The 23,145-nt window shown below is 26.9% G+C and carries 20 protein-coding genes; 4 read left to right on the forward strand and 16 right to left on the reverse strand.

The window, feature by feature from the left end:
- Positions 1 to 15: 15 nt before the first annotated feature.
- Positions 16 to 1,083, reverse strand: coding sequence for a 3-isopropylmalate dehydrogenase (gene leuB / locus ALANTH_RS06930; protein ID WP_026804488.1), 1,068 nt, complete (start codon positions 1,081 to 1,083; stop codon positions 16 to 18).
- Positions 1,083 to 1,583 carry a 3-isopropylmalate dehydratase small subunit gene (locus ALANTH_RS06935; RefSeq protein WP_026804489.1) on the reverse strand — a complete coding sequence of 167 codons (501 nt, stop codon included), beginning with the start codon at positions 1,581 to 1,583 and terminating at the stop codon, positions 1,083 to 1,085. The genes leuB and ALANTH_RS06935 overlap by 1 nt, the downstream gene beginning before the upstream one ends.
- Before the next feature lie 160 nt (positions 1,584 to 1,743).
- Between ALANTH_RS06935 and rpoD the strand changes: the two genes are divergently transcribed.
- Positions 1,744 to 3,618, forward strand: coding sequence for an RNA polymerase sigma factor RpoD (rpoD, locus tag ALANTH_RS06940; protein ID WP_026804490.1), 1,875 nt, complete (start codon positions 1,744 to 1,746; stop codon positions 3,616 to 3,618).
- A gap of 16 nt (positions 3,619 to 3,634) precedes the next feature.
- Here rpoD and ALANTH_RS06945 read toward each other — a convergent pair whose 3' ends face one another.
- The 13 genes from ALANTH_RS06945 to ALANTH_RS07005 form a co-directional block, all read right to left on the reverse strand.
- The gene (locus ALANTH_RS06945; protein WP_026807866.1) at positions 3,635 to 5,299 is read right to left on the reverse strand and encodes a ShlB/FhaC/HecB family hemolysin secretion/activation protein; all 1,665 of its coding nucleotides are present in this window, start codon (positions 5,297 to 5,299) and stop codon (positions 3,635 to 3,637) included.
- A gap of 8 nt (positions 5,300 to 5,307) precedes the next feature.
- The gene (locus tag ALANTH_RS06950) at positions 5,308 to 10,311 is read right to left on the reverse strand and encodes a beta strand repeat-containing protein (protein ID WP_172658508.1); all 5,004 of its coding nucleotides are present in this window, start codon (positions 10,309 to 10,311) and stop codon (positions 5,308 to 5,310) included.
- 197 nt (positions 10,312 to 10,508) lie between these two features.
- The gene (locus tag ALANTH_RS06955) at positions 10,509 to 10,694 is read right to left on the reverse strand and encodes a hypothetical protein (RefSeq protein WP_026807868.1); all 186 of its coding nucleotides are present in this window, start codon (positions 10,692 to 10,694) and stop codon (positions 10,509 to 10,511) included.
- A gap of 20 nt (positions 10,695 to 10,714) precedes the next feature.
- Entirely contained in the window at positions 10,715 to 10,954 is a 240-nt protein-coding gene (locus ALANTH_RS06960; RefSeq protein WP_029888338.1) for a hypothetical protein, read from the reverse strand.
- A 95-nt stretch (positions 10,955 to 11,049) separates the two neighbouring features.
- Entirely contained in the window at positions 11,050 to 11,742 is a 693-nt protein-coding gene (locus ALANTH_RS06965; protein WP_026804494.1) for a response regulator transcription factor, read from the reverse strand.
- Entirely contained in the window at positions 11,732 to 13,108 is a 1,377-nt protein-coding gene (locus ALANTH_RS06970) for a sensor histidine kinase (RefSeq protein ID WP_026807870.1), read from the reverse strand. Before ALANTH_RS06970 ends, ALANTH_RS06965 begins: the two co-directional genes overlap by 11 nt.
- On the reverse strand, positions 13,105 to 13,641 hold the full coding sequence (locus ALANTH_RS06975) for a hypothetical protein (protein ID WP_026804496.1): 537 nt from the start codon (positions 13,639 to 13,641) through the stop codon (positions 13,105 to 13,107). The genes ALANTH_RS06970 and ALANTH_RS06975 overlap by 4 nt, the downstream gene beginning before the upstream one ends.
- Positions 13,631 to 15,685, reverse strand: coding sequence for a TonB-dependent receptor (locus ALANTH_RS06980; RefSeq protein ID WP_081801323.1), 2,055 nt, complete (start codon positions 15,683 to 15,685; stop codon positions 13,631 to 13,633). Before ALANTH_RS06980 ends, ALANTH_RS06975 begins: the two co-directional genes overlap by 11 nt.
- 64 nt (positions 15,686 to 15,749) lie before the next feature.
- A complete protein-coding gene (locus tag ALANTH_RS06985) occupies positions 15,750 to 16,352 on the reverse strand; it encodes a hypothetical protein (RefSeq protein ID WP_228133192.1) in 603 nt (200 codons plus the stop codon).
- Positions 16,288 to 16,608, reverse strand: coding sequence for an AtpZ/AtpI family protein (locus ALANTH_RS06990; RefSeq protein ID WP_026804499.1), 321 nt, complete (start codon positions 16,606 to 16,608; stop codon positions 16,288 to 16,290). Before ALANTH_RS06990 ends, ALANTH_RS06985 begins: the two co-directional genes overlap by 65 nt.
- Before the next feature lie 8 nt (positions 16,609 to 16,616).
- Positions 16,617 to 17,897, reverse strand: coding sequence for a glutamate-1-semialdehyde 2,1-aminomutase (gene hemL, locus ALANTH_RS06995; protein WP_026804500.1), 1,281 nt, complete (start codon positions 17,895 to 17,897; stop codon positions 16,617 to 16,619).
- A gap of 66 nt (positions 17,898 to 17,963) precedes the next feature.
- Positions 17,964 to 18,302 carry a branched-chain amino acid transporter permease gene (locus ALANTH_RS07000; protein WP_026804501.1) on the reverse strand — a complete coding sequence of 113 codons (339 nt, stop codon included), beginning with the start codon at positions 18,300 to 18,302 and terminating at the stop codon, positions 17,964 to 17,966.
- Positions 18,299 to 18,967, reverse strand: coding sequence for an AzlC family ABC transporter permease (locus ALANTH_RS07005; protein WP_026807873.1), 669 nt, complete (start codon positions 18,965 to 18,967; stop codon positions 18,299 to 18,301). The genes ALANTH_RS07000 and ALANTH_RS07005 overlap by 4 nt, the downstream gene beginning before the upstream one ends.
- A 99-nt stretch (positions 18,968 to 19,066) precedes the next feature.
- Here ALANTH_RS07005 and ALANTH_RS07010 point away from each other — a divergent pair, with 99 nt between their 5' ends.
- Complete coding sequence (locus ALANTH_RS07010) at positions 19,067 to 19,810, forward strand: energy transducer TonB (protein WP_026807874.1); 744 nt, start codon at positions 19,067 to 19,069, stop codon at positions 19,808 to 19,810.
- Between the two features lie 3 nt (positions 19,811 to 19,813).
- Here ALANTH_RS07010 and ALANTH_RS07015 read toward each other — a convergent pair whose 3' ends face one another.
- Complete coding sequence (locus ALANTH_RS07015; RefSeq protein WP_026804504.1) at positions 19,814 to 20,923, reverse strand: FtsW/RodA/SpoVE family cell cycle protein; 1,110 nt, start codon at positions 20,921 to 20,923, stop codon at positions 19,814 to 19,816.
- 19 nt (positions 20,924 to 20,942) lie between these two features.
- Between ALANTH_RS07015 and ALANTH_RS07020 the strand changes: the two genes are divergently transcribed.
- Positions 20,943 to 21,929, forward strand: coding sequence for an RluA family pseudouridine synthase (locus ALANTH_RS07020; protein WP_026804505.1), 987 nt, complete (start codon positions 20,943 to 20,945; stop codon positions 21,927 to 21,929).
- Positions 21,877 to 23,145, forward strand: a complete 1,269-nt coding sequence (locus tag ALANTH_RS07025) for a fibronectin type III domain-containing protein (protein WP_026804506.1) — start codon at positions 21,877 to 21,879, stop codon at positions 23,143 to 23,145. Before ALANTH_RS07020 ends, ALANTH_RS07025 begins: the two co-directional genes overlap by 53 nt.

Raw genomic sequence — 23,145 nt, forward strand, 5'->3', positions numbered from 1 at the left:
ATATTTTCCTAAAAATTATCTATTTATATACTCTACTATCTTATCACCCATTGATGAGCAATTTAATACTTCTTTTGCATCAAAAGCAGCTAAATCTTTAGTTCTATATCCATCTTTTAATACAGTTTTTATTGTATCTTCTATTAAATCTGCTGCTTTATCTTCATTTAGTGAATATCTTAACATCATTGAAGCACTTAAAATTGTAGCTAATGGATTTGCAATACCTAATCCAGCAATATCAGGTGCTGAACCATGAATTGGTTCATATATAGCTGTTTTATCTCCAGTTGAAGCAGATGGTAAAAGACCAATAGAACCAACAACCATAGAAGCTGTATCACTTAAAATATCTCCAAAAATATTTCCAGTTACTATAACATCAAATTGTTTTGGATTTCTTACTAACTGCATAGCAGCATTATCTACATACATATGAGAAATCTCAACTTCAGGATAATTTTTAGCAACTTCATTTACAGTATCTCTCCAAAGTTGAGAAACTTCTAATACATTTGCTTTATCAACAGAACAAACTCTCTTATCTCTTTTCATAGCTAATTCGAATGCTGTTTTTGCAATTCTTTCAATTTCTGGTTTTGTATAAACCATTGTATTAAATGCTTTAAATCCATCATTTTCTCTAGGTTTTCCAAAATAAATTCCACCAATAAGCTCACGAACAACCATAATATCACAACCTTTGATAACTTCTGGTTTTAAAGTTGAAGCATTTACAAGTTCATCATAAACTATCGCTGGTCTTAAATTTGCGTAAACTCCCATTTTTTCTCTAAAATTTAAAAGTCCAGTTTCTGGTCTAAGTTCTCTTGGAAGAGTATCCCATTTTTCTCCTCCAATAGCACCAAAAAGACAAGCATCAGAATTTAAAACTCCATTAACTGTTTCATCAGGAAGAGGAACACCTGTCGTATCAATAGCTATTCCACCCATTAAATACTCTTTATAACTTAAAGAAAATCCACATTTTTTTGAAGCAGCATCTAAAACTTTAATAGCTTCATCAACTATTTCTGGACCTATTCCATCACCTTTTATTATAGAAATATTATAATTTTTCATTAGTTTGCCTTTTTAATTTCATCTATTGCATAATTTATCAATCCACCACTTGCTATTAATTCTTGCATAAATGGAGGAATTGGAATAAATTTATAAGTTTTATTTGTAGTATTATTTGTAATTTCACCATTATCTAAATCTATACTGATCTCTTCACCTTCTTTAATTTCTAAAGATTCAGGTAATTCAAAAATAGGTAATCCCATATTAAATGCATTTCTATAAAAAATTCTTGCAAAAGATGGAGCAACAACAGCAGCTATCCCAGCAGCTTTTAAAGCTATTGGAGCATGTTCTCTACTAGAACCACAGCCAAAATTTTCTCCTGCTACAATAATATCACCTTTTTTTAATTTTTTTGGAAAATCTGGATCTGCATCTTCCATAACATATTTTGCTAAATGTTCTGGATCTGAACTATTCAAATATCGTGCAGCGATTATAACGTCTGTATCAATATTTGCTCCAAAATTCCAAACTTTACCTGTAATTTTACTCATATTCTGTCCTTATATTATTAAACACTATTTTCATTGAATTAAAAATTTTATCCAATATTTTAGTAAACTTTGTTTAAATAAGCCATTCTTAATGCGATATTCAAATTATTTGGGTATAATGTTTGATTATTTCATAAAGAAAGAAGGATTTTCTAAAACTATGAGTACAAAAGATATAAATAAAACTATTGAGCAACTGATAAAAGAGTATAAAGACTCTGTATTGACATATGAAAAAATTATTAAGATTTTTCCAAAGGCTCCGACAGGTGCTACAATAAAGAAAATTTTAGCTTTAGTGCAATTATATAATGTAACAGTTATTAGTTCACAAGAACAAGCTAAACTTTTAAATGATGAAGAAGCAAAGAAACGAAGAGAACAAAGAGAAAAGCTAATTGAAAATGACGATGATGAATTTGATTTATTAAAAAATAAAGAACTTTTAGAATGGTCAAGATCAGATTCTCCTGTAAGAATGTATTTAAGAGAAATGGGACAAATCCCACTTTTAACTAAAGATGAAGAGATAGAAATATCTAAAAAAATTGAAATGGGTGAGGATATTATCCTTGATGCTATTTGTTACGTTCCATATCTTATAGATTTTATCTTAGAATATAAAGAACCTTTGGTAAATAGAGAGAGAAAAGTAAAAGAGTTATTTAAAAACTTTGATGATGAAAATGAAGAGGAAGAAGAAGAGGAAGAATTAGACGAAGATTATGAAGATGATGAATATTCTGAGGATGGTGATGATAAAAAAAGCTCTGGTACAAAACAAAAAAAATTAGATAAAAGAGCACAAACTATTATCGAAGCTTTTAAAAATCTTGAAAAAGCAAAAAAAGAATGGTTAAAATTTCAAGCAAAAGAAACAGCAAAATCTGATGATGAAGTTGATATGATGACTTTTAATCTTGCAACTTCTTTTAAAAAGAAATTATTAAAAGAAGCCTTACTAGATTTAGGACCAACTTCAAAATTAATAACTGAAATTGTAAAAGCTATGGAAACATCATTAAAATCAGAATCAGGTTTTGATAGCGAACTAAAAAGATTAGAGTATAGATTACCTTTATTTAATGAAAATTTACAAAAAAATCACCAAAAAATATTAGAAAATATTGTAAATCTTTCAAAAGCACAAATTACAGCAATGGTACCTGAAGCTACAATGGTTTCAACATATATGGAGATAAAAAAATTATTCCAAACTGCTGAAGCTTCTAAAGATGGATTTGATTTAACTCCTGAAGAATTAAAAGCTGTTTTAGAACAAATAAAAAGAGGTAAAAGGATAACAGATACATCTAAAACTAGAATGGCTCAGTCAAACTTAAGACTAGTTGTATCTATTGCCAAAAGATATACAAATAGAGGTTTAGCCTTCTTAGATTTAATTCAAGAAGGAAATATTGGACTTATGAAAGCAGTTGATAAATTTGAGTATAAAAAAGGTTATAAATTCTCAACTTATGCAACTTGGTGGATAAGACAAGCAATTAGCCGAGCAATAGCAGATCAAGCACGAACTATTAGAATACCAATTCATATGATTGAAACTATTAATAGAATAAATAAAATCATTAGAAAAGGTGTGCAAGAAAATGGTAAAGAGCCAGATGTTGAAGAGATTGCAAAAGAAGTTGGATTACCTGTTGATAAAGTAAAACAAGTAATAAAAATCACAAAAGAGCCAGTTTCACTTGAAGCACCTATAGGAAGTGATGATGATGGTAAATTTGGAGATTTTGTACCAGATGAAAAAGCTCCAACACCTATTGATAATATCATGAAAGAAGATTTACAAGGTCAAATTGACCAAATTCTTGGACAATTAAATGAAAGAGAACAAGCAGTTATAAGAATGAGATTTGGTCTGATGGAAGATGCTAGTGATAGAACTCTTGAAGAAATAGGAAAAGAACTTTCAGTAACAAGAGAAAGAGTTAGACAAATTGAATCAAGTGCTATTAAAAAACTAAAACACCCAAAAGTTGGTAAAAATCTTAAAAATTATGTAGAGAGTTAATCTCTACATAATCGTTCTAAAAAACCAATCCCGTTTGAAACAATATCTTACTATTTTGATGAGAAGTTTTTTCACTTGAAATTGGGTCAGAGTTCAAGGTCCATGCCACTTGTACTTTTGCGAAAAAATCTTTATAGTTTGCATAGTATCCAAACCCTACATCTTGAAGTGTTCTTCTTTGAAATGTAACATCTTGATTTTTCTCTTGATATACATTTCCAATATCATAAAATGTTCCTATTTTATGATTATAAAAAGATATACTAGGAAGTTTTGAAAATAGCTCTACATTTATCATATATCCATTTTCAGCACTTTGTTCATTAGAAGGATAGACTTTTACTCCATAAGCTCCACCCAAACTTAAATCTTCACTTCCATCTAGTTTTTTGTTTCCTAGTACTCTTTGAGCTATTAGATTTGTATTTAGTGAAAATATTTCAGAAAAAGCTATCTCATTTGAGATATAAGTATCTACTTTATTATAGTTTCCACTATTTAGATTATTATATTTTGAGCTCAAATTTCCTGTTGTAAAATTTAGATTTGCAAATACTCTTGATGGAAACTCTCCAATAGTATAATATTTCTCAAAATCCAAAGAAGCTACAAAAGAGTTTATAGTTTTATCTTCATATTTTGTATCAAGAATATAATCTTTAAACTCTTTATGATAATACTTTCCTTTTAACCAAAATGATTGATTTGTACTTCTTTGTAATGGATAGCTTAATCCTGCCTCATATATATTTGCATTACCTTTTGCATCTAAATCTTTATACTCTTTAACTAAATTATAGTTTGTTCTAGTATATGCAACATCTGCTTTTAAACCATAAGAATTTAAAGGTAGTTCATAAGCAAATCTTCCATTTTTCAAATCAGCACCATTTGAAACAAGTCCTGAAACTGACAGTTTATCTCCCAAAGTTGCAATACTATTTATATTTACTAAAGATTGAGTTCTATACAAACCTGTATATCTACTTCCATAGTTATCAGCTACTACATAACCATCTACTCTTGGAGTTGCAGTAGTTTCAATATTAAAGTTACTTGTTCCTACATCAGCTCCTGGGCTAATTTCTGCTTTAGATACTTTAACTCCTGCTCTATCATTTATTAAAAGTAATGCTCTTTCTATTACTTTTGTATCAATAACAGAGCTAAACTTTGTATTATCAAATATATCCTGAACCACACTATTTCTAACTAAAGAGTTATTAATTACTTTAAACTCACCGTAATTTCCCTCTAAAATAGATATATTTAAAATATTTTTATTTTGTTCAATATTTTGAGCAGGTAGATATGCTCTTGCAACAAAGTAACCTTTATCTTGATATAGTTTAGAGATAATAGAAGACAAAGTTTGAATTTGAGTAAAAGTCAAATCTCTGTTTTCAAACTCTTTAATAGAGTTTAAAATCTCATTTGTAGAGATTATTGTATTACCCTCTATTTTAAAACCTTTAATTAAAATAGTTTTACTATCTGCAATATCTTTTAAGCTATCTTGTTGTACACCCTCTATTTTTACAATATCTTTTTGCTTTATTGGAATATCTTTTGGGGCTTGTATCTCTCTTTCTATACTTGAGCTATTTGGTATTGGACTTGCTCCTAAAAGTAAGCTAGAGCTTAACACTGAAAGAGTTATTATTTGATTTAGTTTTATCATCTTTTTTCCTACTTATTTATCATATTTTGGAAGTTTCTAGCTTCTTCTTCTTTTGTTGGAGCATTTATCCCACCATTTATAATCTCTACACCATATCTTTTATTAAAGCTTACAGTTTGAGTATTCTGATTTATATTTAATATTTGATTATCTATTTGAGACTCTACTTGTAATGTTTGTGCAATCTGATGAGAAATACTATCTACTACTTCTTGAACTCCTCTTGGAGTTTCAGGTTTTGGAAGTTCAGTTTTAGCCTCAACTATTAATTTACCCTTTTTAAAATCTATCTCATAATTTGGGTTATCCAAACTACCTTTTTCTATATCATAGCTCCCTACTTCACTATTTTGTGTAGCATTTGTACTTAAAGTTCCATTTAAAGTATCATTTTCTATTAATCCATTTGCTACATAAGTTAAGTTTGGATTATTTTCACCTTGTTTTTTATTTTTATTATCAGCAGTTACAGAAATACCTTTTTTTATAATATTCAATGTTCCTTGTGCTACATTAATATTATAATTATCAGATATTCCACTAATATTTGTTTTAGTAGTTCCAACATTTTTACTAGAGCTTATTGTAGTTATTCCACTTAGATTTAAATCTGCTACTGTATCACTTCCTAAAAGCTTATTTTCTCCAAATATATATCCATTTACACTTTGAGTTTTACCGTTATAAACCAAACTATTTGAGTTTGCAACAATATCAAGGTTGGCTTTTGCAATAGTTAATTTACCTTGATTAAAAGTAAGATTATAGTTTATATCATCTCCAGCAAGATTTGTATTATACTCTCCTGCATTCTTTCCACTTGTTATTAAATCTGTTAATCCTGTTAAAACATCTTTTGTTTCATTATTTACAAGTCCACTTACAGTAAATCCATTTACATTTTGTGTTAATCCATTATAAACTACACTATTTGAGTTTGCATTTACTATTGCATTTGCTTTTGTAATAGTTAATTTACCTTGATTAAAAGTTAGGTTATAGTTTATATCATCTCCAGCAAGATTTGTATTATACTCTCCTGCATTCTTTCCACTTGTTGTTAAACCTGTTAATCCTGTTAAAACATCTTTTGTTTCTCCACCAACAAGTCCACTTACAGTAAATCCATTTACATTTTGTGTTAATCCATTATAAACTACACTATTTGAGTTTGCATTTACTATTGCATTTGCTTTTGTAATAGTTAATTTACCTTGATTAAAAGTTAGGTTATAGTTTATATCATCTCCAGCAAGATTTGTATTATACTCTCCTGCATTCTTTCCACTTGTTGTTAAACCTGTTAATCCTGTTAAAACATCTTTTGTTTCTCCACCAACAAGTCCACTTACAGTAAATCCATTTACATTTTGTGTTAATCCATTATAAACTACACTATTTGAGTTTGCATTTACTATTGCATTTGCTTTTGTAATAGTTAATTTACCTTGATTAAAAGTTAGGTTATAGTTTATATCATCTCCAGCAAGATTTGTATTATACTCTCCTGCATTCTTTCCACTTGTTGTTAAACCTGTTAATCCTGTTAAAACATCTTTTGTTTCTCCACCAACAAGTCCACTTACAGTAAATCCATTTACATTTTGTGTTAATCCATTATAAACTACACTATTTGAGTTTGCATTTACTATTGCATTTGCTTTTGTGATACTTAAGTTTCCTTGAGTAAAGTTTATATTATAGTTATTAGATGTTCCACCAATATTTGTAGCATAATTTCCTACATTTTTACTAGAGCTTGTTGTAGTTATTCCAGTTAATCCAACTAAATCAGCTTTTGTATCACTTCCTAAAAGTCCATTTGTTCCAAATGTATATCCATTTACACTTTGTGTTTGTCCGTTATAAACCAAACTATTTGAGTTTGCGATAATATCTAGGTTGGCTTTATTTATAGTCAAAGTTCCTTTTGTACCAACTCCTGCAACTATGAACTCATCAAGTGATACAACACCTATATTAGAATATGTTCCTGCATTTTTATATGCTGTTATATCATTATTATCAACATCTACAAATTTGAAATTTACTCCAGCTGTACCAAAGATAGATTGTGAAGTGTAGATAGAACTTAAATTTTGAAGTAAACCATTGTAAGTAGTTGATTGATTTGATAAATTTGCAGTAAAAGTTTTTGGAGCAATAGCCCAAACATATTTATTATTTGCACTATCAAATTTTATAACTGGAGTTCCTTCTACCAAAGTGCTATCTGCAACTATATCCCAACCAGCAGTTTTATATACAGTTCCGTGTTTCATCTCTTCTGTTGTAAGTCCTTTAACTCCAGTGAAGTACAAATCATCTCCTACACCATTTCCATTAAACTTTGTTTTATCATAAAAAGAGTTTGTGATTGTTTGATAATTAAATCCAACCAATCCACCTAAAGAAGAAGTACCACCTACACTTACACTAGCATACGAGTTTGAAATTGTTCCATAATTTTCTCCAACCAATCCACCTACATGACTAAAAACTCCATTAACAGCTCCACTTGCATAAGAGTTTGTTATTGTTCCATCATTAGTTCCAACCAAAGCTCCTACAAACATTTGTCCTCTAATATTTACATCTTTTAATCCAATATTTCTTATAGTTGAAACACTACCTGACTCTCCAAACAATCCTATACTATTAAGTCTATTTATATATAGATTTGAAATAGTATTTCCCTGTCCATCAAATGTTCCTCTAAATTGAGAGTTAACATCTCCTATAGGAATCCAACCTTCTCCACTATTTCCCATATATCCAGCTGTTGAACTATCAATATTATTTAAAAGATTAAAATAGTAGCCACTAGTTAAAATCTTTGAGTTATTAATATTTTGCAACTGTGTCCAGTTTGTAATTGTATATGGATTTGTGATTGTTCCATGACCATCTTCAAACAAAGTGTTTGAAAGTTTTGTAACATTTTTTAAAAATGGTAAATCTGTAGTTCCACTTGTACCATATCCTCTACCTTTTGATAAATCAGTTTCCCATTCACTACTTACATTTTTTAAAGCAGTTGCAATTTCTATTTTTGTTTTTCCGTAAGAACTATCATTCATAGAGGCTGTATTTGTTGCATTATCATAATATGAGTTTTCAATTGTTCCATAGGTATTATATCCAAGCAATCCACCTACTTTAGAACCAACACTTACAGTTCCACTTGCATATGAGTTTAAAATTGTTCCACGAAAAGTAACTCCAAGCAATCCACCTACTTTAGAACCACCACTTACAGTTCCACTTGCATATGAGTTTAAAATTGTTCCAAAGGTATTATATCCAAGCAATCCACCTACTTTAGAACCACCACTTACAGTTCCACTTGCATATGAATTTTCAATTGTTCCATTAGAATTTTCTCCAAGCAATCCACCTACTTTAGAACCACCACTTACAGTTCCACTTGCATATGAGTTTGAAATTGTTCCATAAAGATGATTTCCAACCAATCCACCTACAGAATCTTTTCCAACAATACTTAGATTTTCTAATCCAATATTTTTTATAGTTGGATTATTTGTAATTCCAAATAGTCCAACATAATCTTGAGTTGGTCTATTTATATATAAATTAGAGATAGTAAAACCTTTGCCATCAAATGTTCCTGTAAAAATATTTGTATCATTCCCTATTGGATTAAATCCAGTTGTTCCCCATTTTGCTGTATCTGTTTTTGTAGCACCTGCATCTATATTACTTCCTAGTTCATATTTTCCATTTAGTGCTGTTTCTATCCATTGCATTTGATTTATATTATTTACAATTACTTTTCCATTTGTACCAAATACTACTTTATATGTTGTATTAGATGCATTAAAATATACTCCACCGTTTGTAGAGTTTGTATTATTTATTGTTGCATTTACATCTATACTATTGGCTGTTAATTTTAGTTGTTTATCTGTACTCCAAGTGATATTTTGATTTACAGTTATATTATTATCTGCTTGTAGTTCTAAATTTGTTCCAGCTAAAGCATTTTGTATAGCAGTTGCACTTACACTTCCACTATTAAAATCACTTCCACCATTTGCTTCAATTGTCATATCAACTGGGTCAAGTAGCCATTTATTTGCAGTGATTTTAAAACTATCTTTTACAGATATGTTTTCTCCACTTGTTTCCACAAATGAGTTTTTAGCTTTTATTTCCCCATCTATATTTGCTGTTCCACCGTGAGCAAAAAGTATTACTTCACTTTGTAGGTCATCTAAAGAAGCAGCTTCTATAATTCCTGTATTATTTACTACACCTTTTAGAAGTTCATTTTTTGCATTTGTTGTAAGATATACATTTCCACCATTTGCAACTATTAGGTTATTGTTTTCAACAAGAGAGTTTAAAGCACCTTTTGTTACTTTTAGTGAGATATTTTGGTTTTCATTTAAAGTTAAAGAGAACTCATCTGCTCCTGTTAGATGAACAGTTCCTTTATGCACTTTTATCTCACCATTGTTTATTACACTATTTGCAACAAACACTGTATAGGCTTTATCATTTAGGTTTATATCACCTTGATTTTCAATACTCTCTTTTGAGTTACCTTTAAAAGAGTAGTTACCTTTTTGAAAGTCATCATCTGATAGCTCTTTAGTTGTTACAAGAAGTCCAGAAGTATTTACTTTTGCATTTTTACCAAAGAGTGTACCATTTGAGTTTAAAATCCAAACTTGTCCATTTGCGTTTAATGCTCCATCTATAATAGATTTTTCATTTCCTATTACTCTGTTTAGAGTTATTGAGTTTGTATTTGGTTGATTAAAGTTTACTGTTTCATTTTTAGAGATACTAAAATCTTGCCAATTTATAGAGGCTTTTTGGCTACTTTGGTTTATATTTGTAGTATTTCCATTTTGGTTTATTGTTGCATTTCCGCTTACTACTGTTCCACCACTTGGAGCTGAGTATAGATTTGAAGCAACAACAAGGGAAATCAATCCACCTTTTAGTATTCTAAATCGGTTTTTATATTCATGATTTTGATACATCTTTATCTCCTTTATTTTTAAATTTACATTTCTTAATTATAGATAAAGAGTGTGATGAAGTGTGATGTTTTTTGCTTTTTTAAAATAAATTTTGAAATTTATAGTTAGATTTGATTAAAGTAGCTATAAAATGGAGATAGTAGAAATAAAGAAATTTTGAGAATTTTAAATAGAGTTAAAAAATAACATAAAATACTTCACTTTTTTACTATTTTATAAAATTTAGCATTTGTAATATTTTGGAGAAACTTTGGCTCAATCTCATGTAAGGCAATAATATTTACAAAATTACTATCCATATACCAACCTTTACCAGTATCTTTAATTTTTTCTATTTCAAATAGTTCTATTAGCTCATCTTTTGAAACAATAATTTCTTCCAAAACAACTCCTAAATATATAATTAGATCTTAATCCAACTATCTTCATCATCTATTTCAAACTCTTCTTCTATTTCAAACTCTTCTTCTATTTCAAACTCTTCTTCTATTTCAAACTCTTCTTCTATTTCAAACTCTTCTTCTATTTCAAACTCTTCTTCTATTTCAAACTCTTCTTCTATTTCACATATAATAAAATTGCAAATCCCCTTATTTGCAATTTCAATGTTTTGATAGTTATGATTTATATAATTATTTAACATGTAATATCCTATAAATTGTTTCCTAGAATTGAATTATAAGAAAAGAGTGTGATGAAGTGTGAAGTTTTTAATAAAGAATAGTTAAATTAAAGACTTTAACTATTTTTTAAAATGTAACCAACACCATAAACATTTACAAGAGTATTTTTAGGAAGTTTTTTTCGTAGATTACTAACCAGAGATTTGACACTATCAAGTGATATTTCAATAAAAATATCACTCCAGCAATGAGACATAATATCTTCAATAGTTATATCTTTATTTCTATTTATTATAAAAAGTTCTAGCAAAGAGAGCTCTTTTTTACTAAGTTTTATTTCAATATCTTTATTAAATAGTTTTTTACTAGATAGATTAAAATATATATATTCATCAAATCTTATGATTTTTTCTGAACTTCTTAATAAATCAATAGAAATTTTATTCAACATATCTTTAACTTTTTTTAAAGTTGCAGGTTTTATTAAATAGTAATTTACATCTATATTGATTGATTCTAAAAGTAAACTATCATTTGAATGCGCAGTTATTAACACTATCTTTGTCTTATAGTCATTTTCTCTCAAAATCTTTGTTAGTTCAATTCCTGTTAAATGTGGCATATAAATATCAAGTATGAGAACATCTGGTTTATGTTGTTTATAAAGTTCTAAAGCCTCATTCCCATCATCTGCAGTAAAAACCTCTTTAAAATAGCTAGAAAAGTATTCCAACATCTCTTTTTGAATAGCTTTATCATCCTCTGCATAAAGTAGAGTAAAATGCTTTAAACTATCTTTATTGCCCATTTTTATCTCCTATTTTTTGTGAAATATTTAAAATAAATTTTGCCCCAATAGAACTATTTTCAACTTTTATATCACCAAAACTATTTAACATAATAATTTTTGCAATATAAAGTCCCATTCCAGTTCCACCAGTTTTATGTTTTGTTGTGAAATAAGGATCAAAAATTTTATCTAAATTCTCACTTTTTATCCCACCTGCATTATCTTGTATTTCTATATAAATATTTATTTCATCTTCATAAATATTTATATTTATCTCTTTTTCTTTTATATCTCTTTGTTCAAATATATCTATGGAATTTGATAAAATAGAAAAAATAACTTGCATAAATTCACTCTCATAAGCACATATAACACTATCTTGTTTATTTAGATTTACTTTTATATTTTTTAATGAAGGACTTAAAACTTTTATACTTTTTTCTATTGCTTGATCAATTTTAAAATTTTGTTTATCTTTATTTGGATTTAAAAAATCTCTAAATGTGTCTATTGTACTTGACATAAAATATATAGTATTTGATATATCTTCTAATCTTTGTTGTAGATACTCCTCATCATAATTTTTAAGTTCTATATTTCTATCTGTATTTAATAATATTGCATTTATTTTCATCAAAGGTTGTCTCCATTGATGAGCAATATTATCAATCATCTCTCCCATAGAAGCAAAACGATTTTTTTGCATGATATTTTTTTCATAAATAATTCTTTTTTCAACCTCTTCCTCTATCTTTTTTATCATTTTATATGCACTATTATTTATAACAGAAATTTCATTTTTAAAACACTCTTCTTCAAAGCTTATTTTATCATTTAAACTATAATTGAGCATTTTATCTTTTAGTTGCATTAGAGATTTTAGATTATATTTAATAAGAAATGATGAGATAAATAAAGATACTATAAAAAATATAGCTATAAATACTATAAATTTATTAAATTCATTTAAAAGTTTTGAGTAAATAGATGAAAATGTATAATAAACCTTTAACTCTCCAATTTTCTCTTTTAAAATAGTATCTTCCAAAAGCACATGGTATATTCTTGATTTTTTAATATTTTTTTTTATATTTTCGTAAATTACTTTATTATCAAGGTCTAAAATATCAATCCCAATTATTTCACTATGTGCTTGCATACTTTCACTAATTAGCTCTTTTATATTTTCTTCCAAACCTAAAGTAAGATTTATAGAGATTATTGGTGATATAGTTTTTACTATTGAATCTATTTTTTCATTCTCAAGTAAAATTAACTGATTAGAAACTATTGTATAATTTTTATAAATAAACACAGCTATAAAAAAGCTCATAACCACAGTATTTATAATAATGATTTGTGTGATAATATTTAAATTTTTCATTTTAATATCACTACATTAAAAATAGAATTTTGTAGTTCAATTCCGCTATCTTTTAAATTCTGAAGCTTTAAAAATATATTTACTTTTGAACTAATCTTTAAGCCAAAAATGACTCCAAAGTCTAAATAACTATCATCATAAGCAAAACTCAATCTACCATTTTTAGATAAAAGTTCTGTTATCTGAACAATTTTATCTTTTTTACCAAGCAAAAAAAAGTAAGCTGTTGAAATATTACTACTTATAAAATCATTATATCTTATAAGATTTACTTCAAAAGTAAAATCTTTTAAAGTTATATAATTTTTTTCTAACATTTCTTTTAAAATTTGTGCAGAGTTTAAATCTATATCATCATATAAAATAGTTAAAAGTATTTTATTATTTATAAGTTTATTCTCTAAATTATTATCAGCAATTATTATTTTTGGAAATACTTTTGCTTGAAAATCTAAAAGATTTATATTGTAAACTCCATTTGCAAAAGTAAATATTGACAGATATAAAATAAGTAAAAGTTTATTAAAAATCATAGCTAAAACTTACAAACCAAGTTGTACCCTCTCTTAGCATTTTCTCATCTTTTGTATTGTATCCATAGTAAAAATACTCTTTATCTAAGATATTTTTTGCTCCAAAATATAGTTTTGCATCTTTTGAAATATTATGAGTAAGAGTTAAATCAAGTAAAGCAACATCACCTATTTTATTACCATTTAAAAGATTTTTAGAACCATAATATCTAATCAATGGGCTAATAGTAAATTTAGAATTTATTGGATAAATATATCCTAAAATTGTAGTTATTTTTGAAACTATTGGTGTATCTATTTTTAAGTTCTCATAACTATTTTTATAAGCAAAACTATTAAAACTAGCATTTAAAATTACTTTTGAACGATTCTCAAAATTTTTACTATACTCTAACTCTGCTCCATAGTTATATTCATCTTGCTTTTTATTGTAGTATTGTAAAGAATCTTTATACCTATAACCATCAATAGAATTTATATACTTTTGATAGTATAAATTTAACTTTAATTTCTCATCATTTTGTTGATAAATATACATCAATTCAACACTTTGTAGTTTTTCCGCTTCTAAAGCTTGGTCTTGAGAGTTTATTATATGCCCTACAAAATAGTCTTCTATTAAAGATGGATTTCTATTCGCTTGAGAGATAGAGAATTTATATATATTTATATCATCAATAGAGTAAACAGAACCTAATCTAAAATTTAAAAGCTTTTTATAATCTTGATAGTCATCAATTCCAAGATTTGCTAAAAGAGTTAAATTCTCATTTACACTATAAGTATCTGCTAAAAAATATGACATATTAGTTTTTGAACTCTCATCACTTATAAATCCTTGCTTTCCTGAAAACTCTTTTAACTCCTTTTGTATCGGGAAATAGGCATCATATTTTGGAATGTATTGTCCTAAACCTGTTAGATAATCTACATTTGTATAGTATTTATTTTTTGGAATTTGGATTAAAGAACCATAAACTCCATATTCGATTTTATTATTTGTAAAGCTAGTATTTTTTACTAAAAGTGATATATAACTCTCTCTTTGAGTATAATCAACTTTAAAATGTGGGTCATAGATTCCAACATTATTTGGTTCAAATTTATACATGTAAGTATTCATTTTATAATTACTTTGTACACTTCCTATCTTCATTTCCAAAATATTGTTTGTATTTAAGAAAGTATCATAAGTTATTTCATTTGAAAACATCTCATATTTTGAGTAACCATCATCACTCCAATCTAATAATCCCGTAGTACCATAATTGTTTTGTCTATTATTTTTTATATAATTTGAAGATATTTTAAAGTTTTTATTTTCTAAAGAAGCACCAATTAAAATATCTTCAATTCCTTCTAAAGATTCTTGTTTTCTATCAAAATTTGTTCCAAAATCTATAGAATTAGTCAAAATAGCACTAGGGGCATCTACCTTTTTATTGTGTTTCAAGTAACTTGTAGATAATTTTAGTTTCCAATTATCATTTAATTTTTCATTTAAAAGTAAAGAGAAATTCTTATTATCAAAGCTTCCTGTTCCAAAAGCAATATTACTTTTATTTTTTGTGATAATATCAATAACAGCTACAAAACCACCTTGATCATAAATAGTTGAAGCATTTCCTTTTGATATTTCTATTCTATCAATTAGACTAATTGGAAAATTTTCAAAATAGTTTGAAGATACACTAACTCCATTTATTCTATATTTTATTTTCTCTTGAAAACTATTTAAAGGTTGAGTATATCCTCTTACAGATACAATAGAGTTAACAGAAGTTGTTTTAAAAGCTTGAATTCCAGCAACAAAATTTAAAGCTTCAGACAAAGTATTTATTCCTAATGTTTGTAGATCATTAGCATATAAAACTGTCATTGCTGTTGGTTTATAATCAATATTTAAGTTAGATTTATCACTATATTTATTTAAATCATCTAATATATTTTCTAGTTCTTGAGAAAATAAAATTATAGGAAGTAATAAAAATATAAATACTATTTTAAAAAACATTTTCTTCTCATTTTTATAAAATTCTAACATTATAGTTAAAAAGTGTGATGAAGTGTGATATTTTTTCTAAAATAATTAAATTTATATTTTTTACTTATATTTCAACTTTGTTAATAAATTTGGTAAATAATACTCCTATAGGTACAATCCCTAAACCAATGATAAAAGCTAATGGAATAAAAATATGATTATTATTTAAAGCAAAAAATCCAAAAATCAAAAAAATATAACCTAAAATTCTATAAATAGATAAAAATCCACCTGCACTAAAAAATGTATTTTTAAAAGAGTTTTGTTTTACCCTGCTCTTCTCTTCATCTATTATCTCTTTTATTTTTTGTGATGTTAATTCATCTTCTGGTACTTCTTTATATTCACTATACAAATCATAAGGATCATCTATCTCATCTATTTTATCTCTATCTTCACTTAAGATAGTTGAACTATCTATATTTGATAATCTATTTTGAATATTTCTTTTATATGAAGAAAATGAAGCAATAGTTATAAATAATGATGAAAAGAATGCAACTTGAATATTTAAAAGCCATAATGTATTTTGAAAAAATATTGCATATAGACTAAGACAAAGGTTTAAGAATATAAAAACCTTTGTAAAATTTAAAATTTGACTATTTATCTTCATCATCAAAAGATTTATCACCATATTTTGCTCTATGAGCATATCTTGGGTCATTTTCTAAACCTTCATAAACCTTTTGAGCTCTTTTATATGCTCTATACACATTTAAAATTGCTGCTGCTATTCCCCAAATAATTCCTAACCAAAGTGTCCAAGTATATCCTGTCAAATGTTTTAATCCTAAACCAAGCAAAACACCAATAACAATAGCTGCAACCATAGAAATTCCAACAGATAAACTATCTAAAGCTTCTATCTTATCTCTATGTTTTGGTTTATTTTCTATATTTTTATTTTCTTCTTTTTCCATTTTTTACCTTATAAGTTTTTCATAACTTCTTTTGCATTTTTTATACAATTATCTATCTCTTTATTTGTAATTTTTGTACAAATAAAGCCAGCTTCATATTGAGAACAAGCAAAGTAAAAACCTCTTTTTAACATCTCTCTATGAAATTTTGCAAATCTTTCAAAATCACAACTTCCTACATCTTTAAAGTTTTTTGGTTCATTATCACAAAAGAAAAATCCAAACATACTTCCTCTTGTATTTACTTGAAGTGGAATATTACATTCACTTGCAACTTTTTTTAGTCCATTTACAAGTCTTAACGCTTTTTTAGATAAATCATTATAAATTTTTGGATTTGCTTTTAATTTTAATAAACTTACTAAACCAGCTGCCATTGCTACAGGGTTTCCACTTAAAGTTCCAGCTTGATATATTTTTCCTTCAGGAGATAAATAACTCATAATCTCTTTTGAAGAAGCAAATCCACCAACAGGCATTCCAGCACCTATTACTTTTCCAAAAGTTAAAATATCAGCTTTTACTTTTAAAATACCACTTGCACCTTTTAAACTTGCTCTAAATCCACTCATAACTTCATCAAAAATAAGTAAAGCTCCATGTTTATCACAAAGTTCTCTACAAGTAGTTAAAAACTCTTCATCTGCAGGAATCAATCCCATATTTCCAGCTATTGGCTCTATTATGATACAAGCGATATCAGAACTTTCTTCAAAACATTTTTTCAATTGTTCAATATTATTGTATTCACATAAAAGTGTATGCTTTGTCAAATCTTCTGGAACACCTGGACTACTTGGACTTCCAAATGTTGCCATTCCTGAACCTGCTTGTACAAGTAATGAATCTGAATGTCCATGATAACAACCTTCAAATTTTACAATATCATTTTTATTTGTAACACCTCTTGCCAATCTAATTGCACTCATAGTAGCTTCTGTTCCTGAACTTACGAACCTAACTTTATCTATATTATCATACATATCAACAATCTCTTTTGCAAGTTTTGTTTCAAGTAAAGTTGGTGCACCAAAAGACAAACCATTTTTAACAGTATCAATTACAACTTTTTCAATATCTTTATCACAATGTCCAAAAATAAGAGGTCCCCAACTTTGTACAAAATCTAAATATTTATTCCCATCAATATCATAAATATAAGCACCTTTCCCTTTTTTAATAAATGGTGGTGTACCTCCTACACTTTTAAATGCTCTAACAGGAGAATCAACACCCCCAGGTATTACTTCACAAGCTTTTTCATAAGCTTTGATAGATTTTTTAAACATATTAATTCCTATAAATTATTTTATTTCATTTTACTATAAATTATATAAGCCAAAGGTTATTCATATTTAAATTAATTTTGGAATAACAATTTGTACTAAAAACATATAAAAAATAGTTGATACACTTATACTTAATAAAACATTCTTAAATTTTAAATGAAGCAAAATAGTCAGAGATATTCCTATTATTTCAGCAATTCCAAAAGGAGCTTTTAAAAAATCTATATTTTTTATAGTATAAAAAACTAGAATAACCATTATTGCTAGTGGCATAGCTTTTTCAAAAAGTAGTAAGATTTGTGATGGTTTTTCTTGTTTTCTAAAAATTATGAATGGTAAAAATCTTGTTAGCATAGTAGCAATCATTGCTGTCAAAATAACTAAAACTATATTCAAATCACTCAAATTTTTATCCTTTTTCTGAATGTTATAATAAAAATAGTACAAAGAGTTAGACAAATAATAAGCATATATTTATTTGGTAAAAATAATCCAAAAATACCTATAATACAAGATATAGAAAGTACTAAATTTGATTTTATCTTTTTATAAAGTTCAATACTTAATACAACAAATAAAGCTGTTAACATAAAACTAAGCCCAGTTTGATCAAAATTTAGAAATTGTCCAAAGTATGAACCTAAAAATACACCAAAAACCCAATAAAATTGACTAAGAAGAGTTATGAAGAAGTATACTTTTTGCTTATCATTATTCTTTATATCGATTAATTTAAAAAGTGCAAAAGTTTCATCAGTCAAACCAAAAATAGAGTATTTTTTAATAAATCCTTTTAAATTTTTAAAATCATTTAACATAGAAACACCATAGAAAAAGTGTCTAAAATTTACCAAAAAAATCATTACAAAAACTTCTAAAAAAGTAGCAAAAGATAATATAAATGCGATAAGTAAAAATTCAGCACTTCCTGCATAAACTAAAGCACTCATAAGAGTAGCAAAATACCAAGGGATACCAGAATTTACAGCAAATATACCAAATGCCATACCTAATGGAATATATCCAAAAATAATGGGAGATGTGATTTTTATAATTTGTATAAGTTTCAAGTCGACCTTTTCAAGAAAAACAAAATTATATCTTTATAAAGTTTATATATCTTTTAATAATATACCTTAAATTTCAACAAAATTTAATATAATTCGCCTATGAGAATTATTGGAATATCTTTTATCATATCTATTTTACTTCATCTACTTCTATTTATAGAGTATAAAAAAAATGATGAGCCAAAAAAAGATGTTCAAAAAGAACATATTGAAAAAACAGAAGTAAAGATAGTAAAACTTCAAGAAAAAAAAGCTGAACCAAAAATAGAAACAAAAAAAGTTGAGCCAACACCTCCACCAAAAGTAGAAACACCAGTAATTACAAAAAAAACAGAAATAGAAAAACAAACTTTACCTAAAACAAAAGATATAAAAAAAGCAAAAGAGTTTCAAAATAAAGTTTTAAAAGAGCAAGTGATATCAAATAAACCAACAATTCAAGAAAAAACTTTAGAAAAATTTTTAAGTCAAAAAGAGCCAATAAACAAAGATATTTTAAATGAACTTCAAGAACTATATGGGAAAGAGTATGATAACTTTACAAAAGTTCAAAAAGCATATTTAGAAAAAAATATTAATAATTTCCAAATTATAACTCAAAGAGTTTTAAATCGTATGGGATATCCAAAATTAGCTGCAAAACTTAAAATTGGTGGGATAAATGTTGTTGAGTTTATGTTCCATCCAAATGGTAATATAAGTGATTTAAAAATAATTGGTGCTTCAGGATACACTATTTTGGATGAATATACTTTAGAACTAATAGAGATTGCATACAAAGATTATCCAAAACCTAGTGAACCTACAAAACTTAGATTTAGAGTATTTTATAGAATGTATTAATTACTACATTTTTCTTTCATAATTATACATATCCATATATCTAAATGCTATTAAATTTTCTAGAATAGCAAAAGTAACAATAAAATTAATAAATGAGCTTCCACCATAAGAAAATAGAGGTAAAGGTATTCCTACAACAGGTGCAAATCCTATAACCATTAAAATATTTATACTCATATTTAAAAATATTAGTAGAGCAAGTCCAGAAGCAAAGGCCTTGACCACAAAATCTTTTTTAAAGAAATAGTTTATTGTAAATAAATGAAATATTATTAATATATATAAAAATATTAAACCTAAAGCTCCTAGAAAACCATGTCTTTCTACTAAATATGCAAAAATAAAATCACTCGTTGCTATAGGTAAGAATTTTAATTGTGTTTGTGTAGCTTCATCACTATTTTTTCCAGTAAGTCCACCTGAACCAATAGCAATAATACTTTGTTGTACGTGATAACTTGGTTTTTCAGCAACTATAAAATCATGAACTCTTTTTTTCTGATAATCTTTCATTAAATAGTTATAAGATAATGGTAAAAAAACTGCTAATACTACAATTATAGTTGCCCAGATTTTCCAATTTACTCCAATAATAAAAAGTATTCCATAACCAACAAAGAGCATAACTAAAGCTGAACCTAAATCAGGCTCTTTTGCTATAAGTACAAATGGTATTATTATATAAATAGAAAAATATCCAAAATCTTTTAAACCATATCCATTTATTGGAGGTGGACGATTATGTATTAAGTATCCAAGCATTAAAATATATATTGGTTTTATAATTTCTGATGGTTGTATAGTAGTATCAACTATTGGTATATGTATCCATCTTTTTGCACCTAATTTTGTAACACCTATGAACTCAACAGCTAATAAAAGTATTATGCCTATCCAATACAAAATAGGCACTAATCTTAGGTTTCTTCTTATAGGTAACATAAAAACTAAAAAAAATATAAACAAAGATACGCTAAAATAAAAAATCTGTTTATTAGCCAATGCTTCATTTACATCTTCTATTAATACATAAGATAGTATTATTAAAGGTGAAATAAATAGTAATATTAAATAATCAAAATGTGAAATAATTCTTTTATCAAGTAATCGCATAACAAAAGAGTATCATAAAATGTATAAAAATTTTATTGTAGAAGAAGAGATAAGATTAGATAAATTCTTAAGCTCTAAAATAGAAGCTTCAAGAAATCAAATTGAACAACTAATTAAAAAAGAATTTGTAAAAGTTGATGGAAAAACTACTATTAAAAATGGATTAAAACTAAAACTAAATCAAAATATTGAAGTTTTTTTTCCTCAAAATGAATTGTCAAATATAAAAGATAAAGAATTTATAGAAAATTCTTTAAAAAATAAAGAGATAAATATCATATATGAAGACAATGATATTTTAATAGTAAATAAACCAATAAATTTAACAATACATGATGCACCAAGTGTAAAAGATGCAACTTTGGTCGATTGGCTAAAACTCAAAAATATATCTCTTTCTACAATAAGTGGTGACGAAAGACATGGTATAGTACATAGACTTGACAAAGGAACAAGTGGAATAATAATCATTGCAAAAACAAATGAAGCACATTTAGATTTATCAAAACAATTAGAAACTAGAGAAGCTGGAAGATATTATCTAGCTTTGATTGATTTACCTTTAAAAGATCATACTATTGTAGAAGAACCAATAGCTAGAAATCCAAACAATCGCCTTAAAATGGCGATTATCCCAAGTGGAAGATATGCTAAAACTACATTTTGTAAACTTGAAACTAGTAAAAATGAAAAGTTTGAATTAATTGCTTGTAAACTTTCAACAGGTAGAACTCATCAAATAAGAGTTCATTTAAATTCATTAAATAGGCATATAATAGGCGATTCTTTATATGGATTTAAGGGCGAATTAAATAAAATAGAAGGATTTTTTTTACATGCTTATTGTTTAGTATTTACTCATCCTACATCAAAAAAGAAGATGAGTTTCACAGCAAATTTACCAAAACATATGGTAGATTTTTTAAGTAACAATTTTAATATGGAGAATATATATGATAAAGTTGAAACACCTAATATCTTTAATTGCTTTAATTTTTCTAATTAGCGGTTGTGCAAACATTTTTAATACAACAACTACACCAAAGGTTAATAATTCATTTCAAACAGTAAACTATAATTCAATTAAATCTATACCAGATATGGTATCAATTGGTTTTGAATGGCAAAGAATTGATGATCCAAGAGTTGAAGGATATAATTTTTATAGAACAGAGTTAAACAAGGGTGAAAATACATTAAAGCTTATTAAAGCTACAAATAGTAGATATGTAACACATTATGTTGATAAAGGGTTAGAGCCAAAAACAAAATATGCTTATCAGATTTCGGCAAGATTAAATGATGGAAGTGAATCACCTACAACACAAGCTTATATAGTTGAAACTTTACCAAGAATAACTCCTGTGGCATATGCGCAAGCGATATCTAATCTTCCAAGAAAAGTAAAACTTATATGGCAACCACATCCTGATACAAGAGTAAGTTACTATAGAGTTGAAAAGTATAATACTTTTATTAATGAGTGGATTTATAAAACAAAAATTGATCAAAGGTTGTCAGCTGAATATATAGAAACTGGATTAAAAGACAATACAACTCATAAATATAGAATTAAAGCTTTCTCTTTTGATGATGTAGAATCAGCTCCATCTCCAATTTTACAAGCAACAACAAAACCAGCACCTTTACCACCAAAAAATATAAGAGCATCAAATAATATTCCTAAAAGTGTATTTATAACTTGGGAAAGATCACCAACACAAGATGTTGTTCAATACCAAATTCATAGAAGTAGTTATAGAAGTTTAGGTTATAGTAAAATAGCAACAGTTAATGCAGATACATTAGAATATACAGACAAAATAAATAATGATGCAAAAGAGTATTTTTATAAAGTAATTGCTGTTGATAAAGATGGATTAGAGAGTACTGACGACATAGATGCTATAAAAGGTATAACTTTAGCACCACCAGCAAAACCAACTATTACTTTAGCTCAAATTCAAGGGAATAAAGTTATTTTAAACTGGCAAGCTGGAGATAGTAGAGCAGTTTCATATAATGTAAATAAAAGAGTAAAAAAATATTTAGTATTCTCTGATACAACAAAATTTGAAAATATCAATGGGCTTAGATTTGAAGATAATGATATTGTAAGTGGAATTGAATACCACTATTCAGTACAAGCAGTTGATGAATTTGGTACATTATCATCAAATAGTGATGAAGCTAAAGTAACACTTTCAAACTCAAGAATATAA

Origin of the sequence: Aliarcobacter lanthieri (assembly GCF_013201625.1) — a bacterium.
Classification (GTDB): domain Bacteria; phylum Campylobacterota; class Campylobacteria; order Campylobacterales; family Arcobacteraceae; genus Aliarcobacter; species Aliarcobacter lanthieri.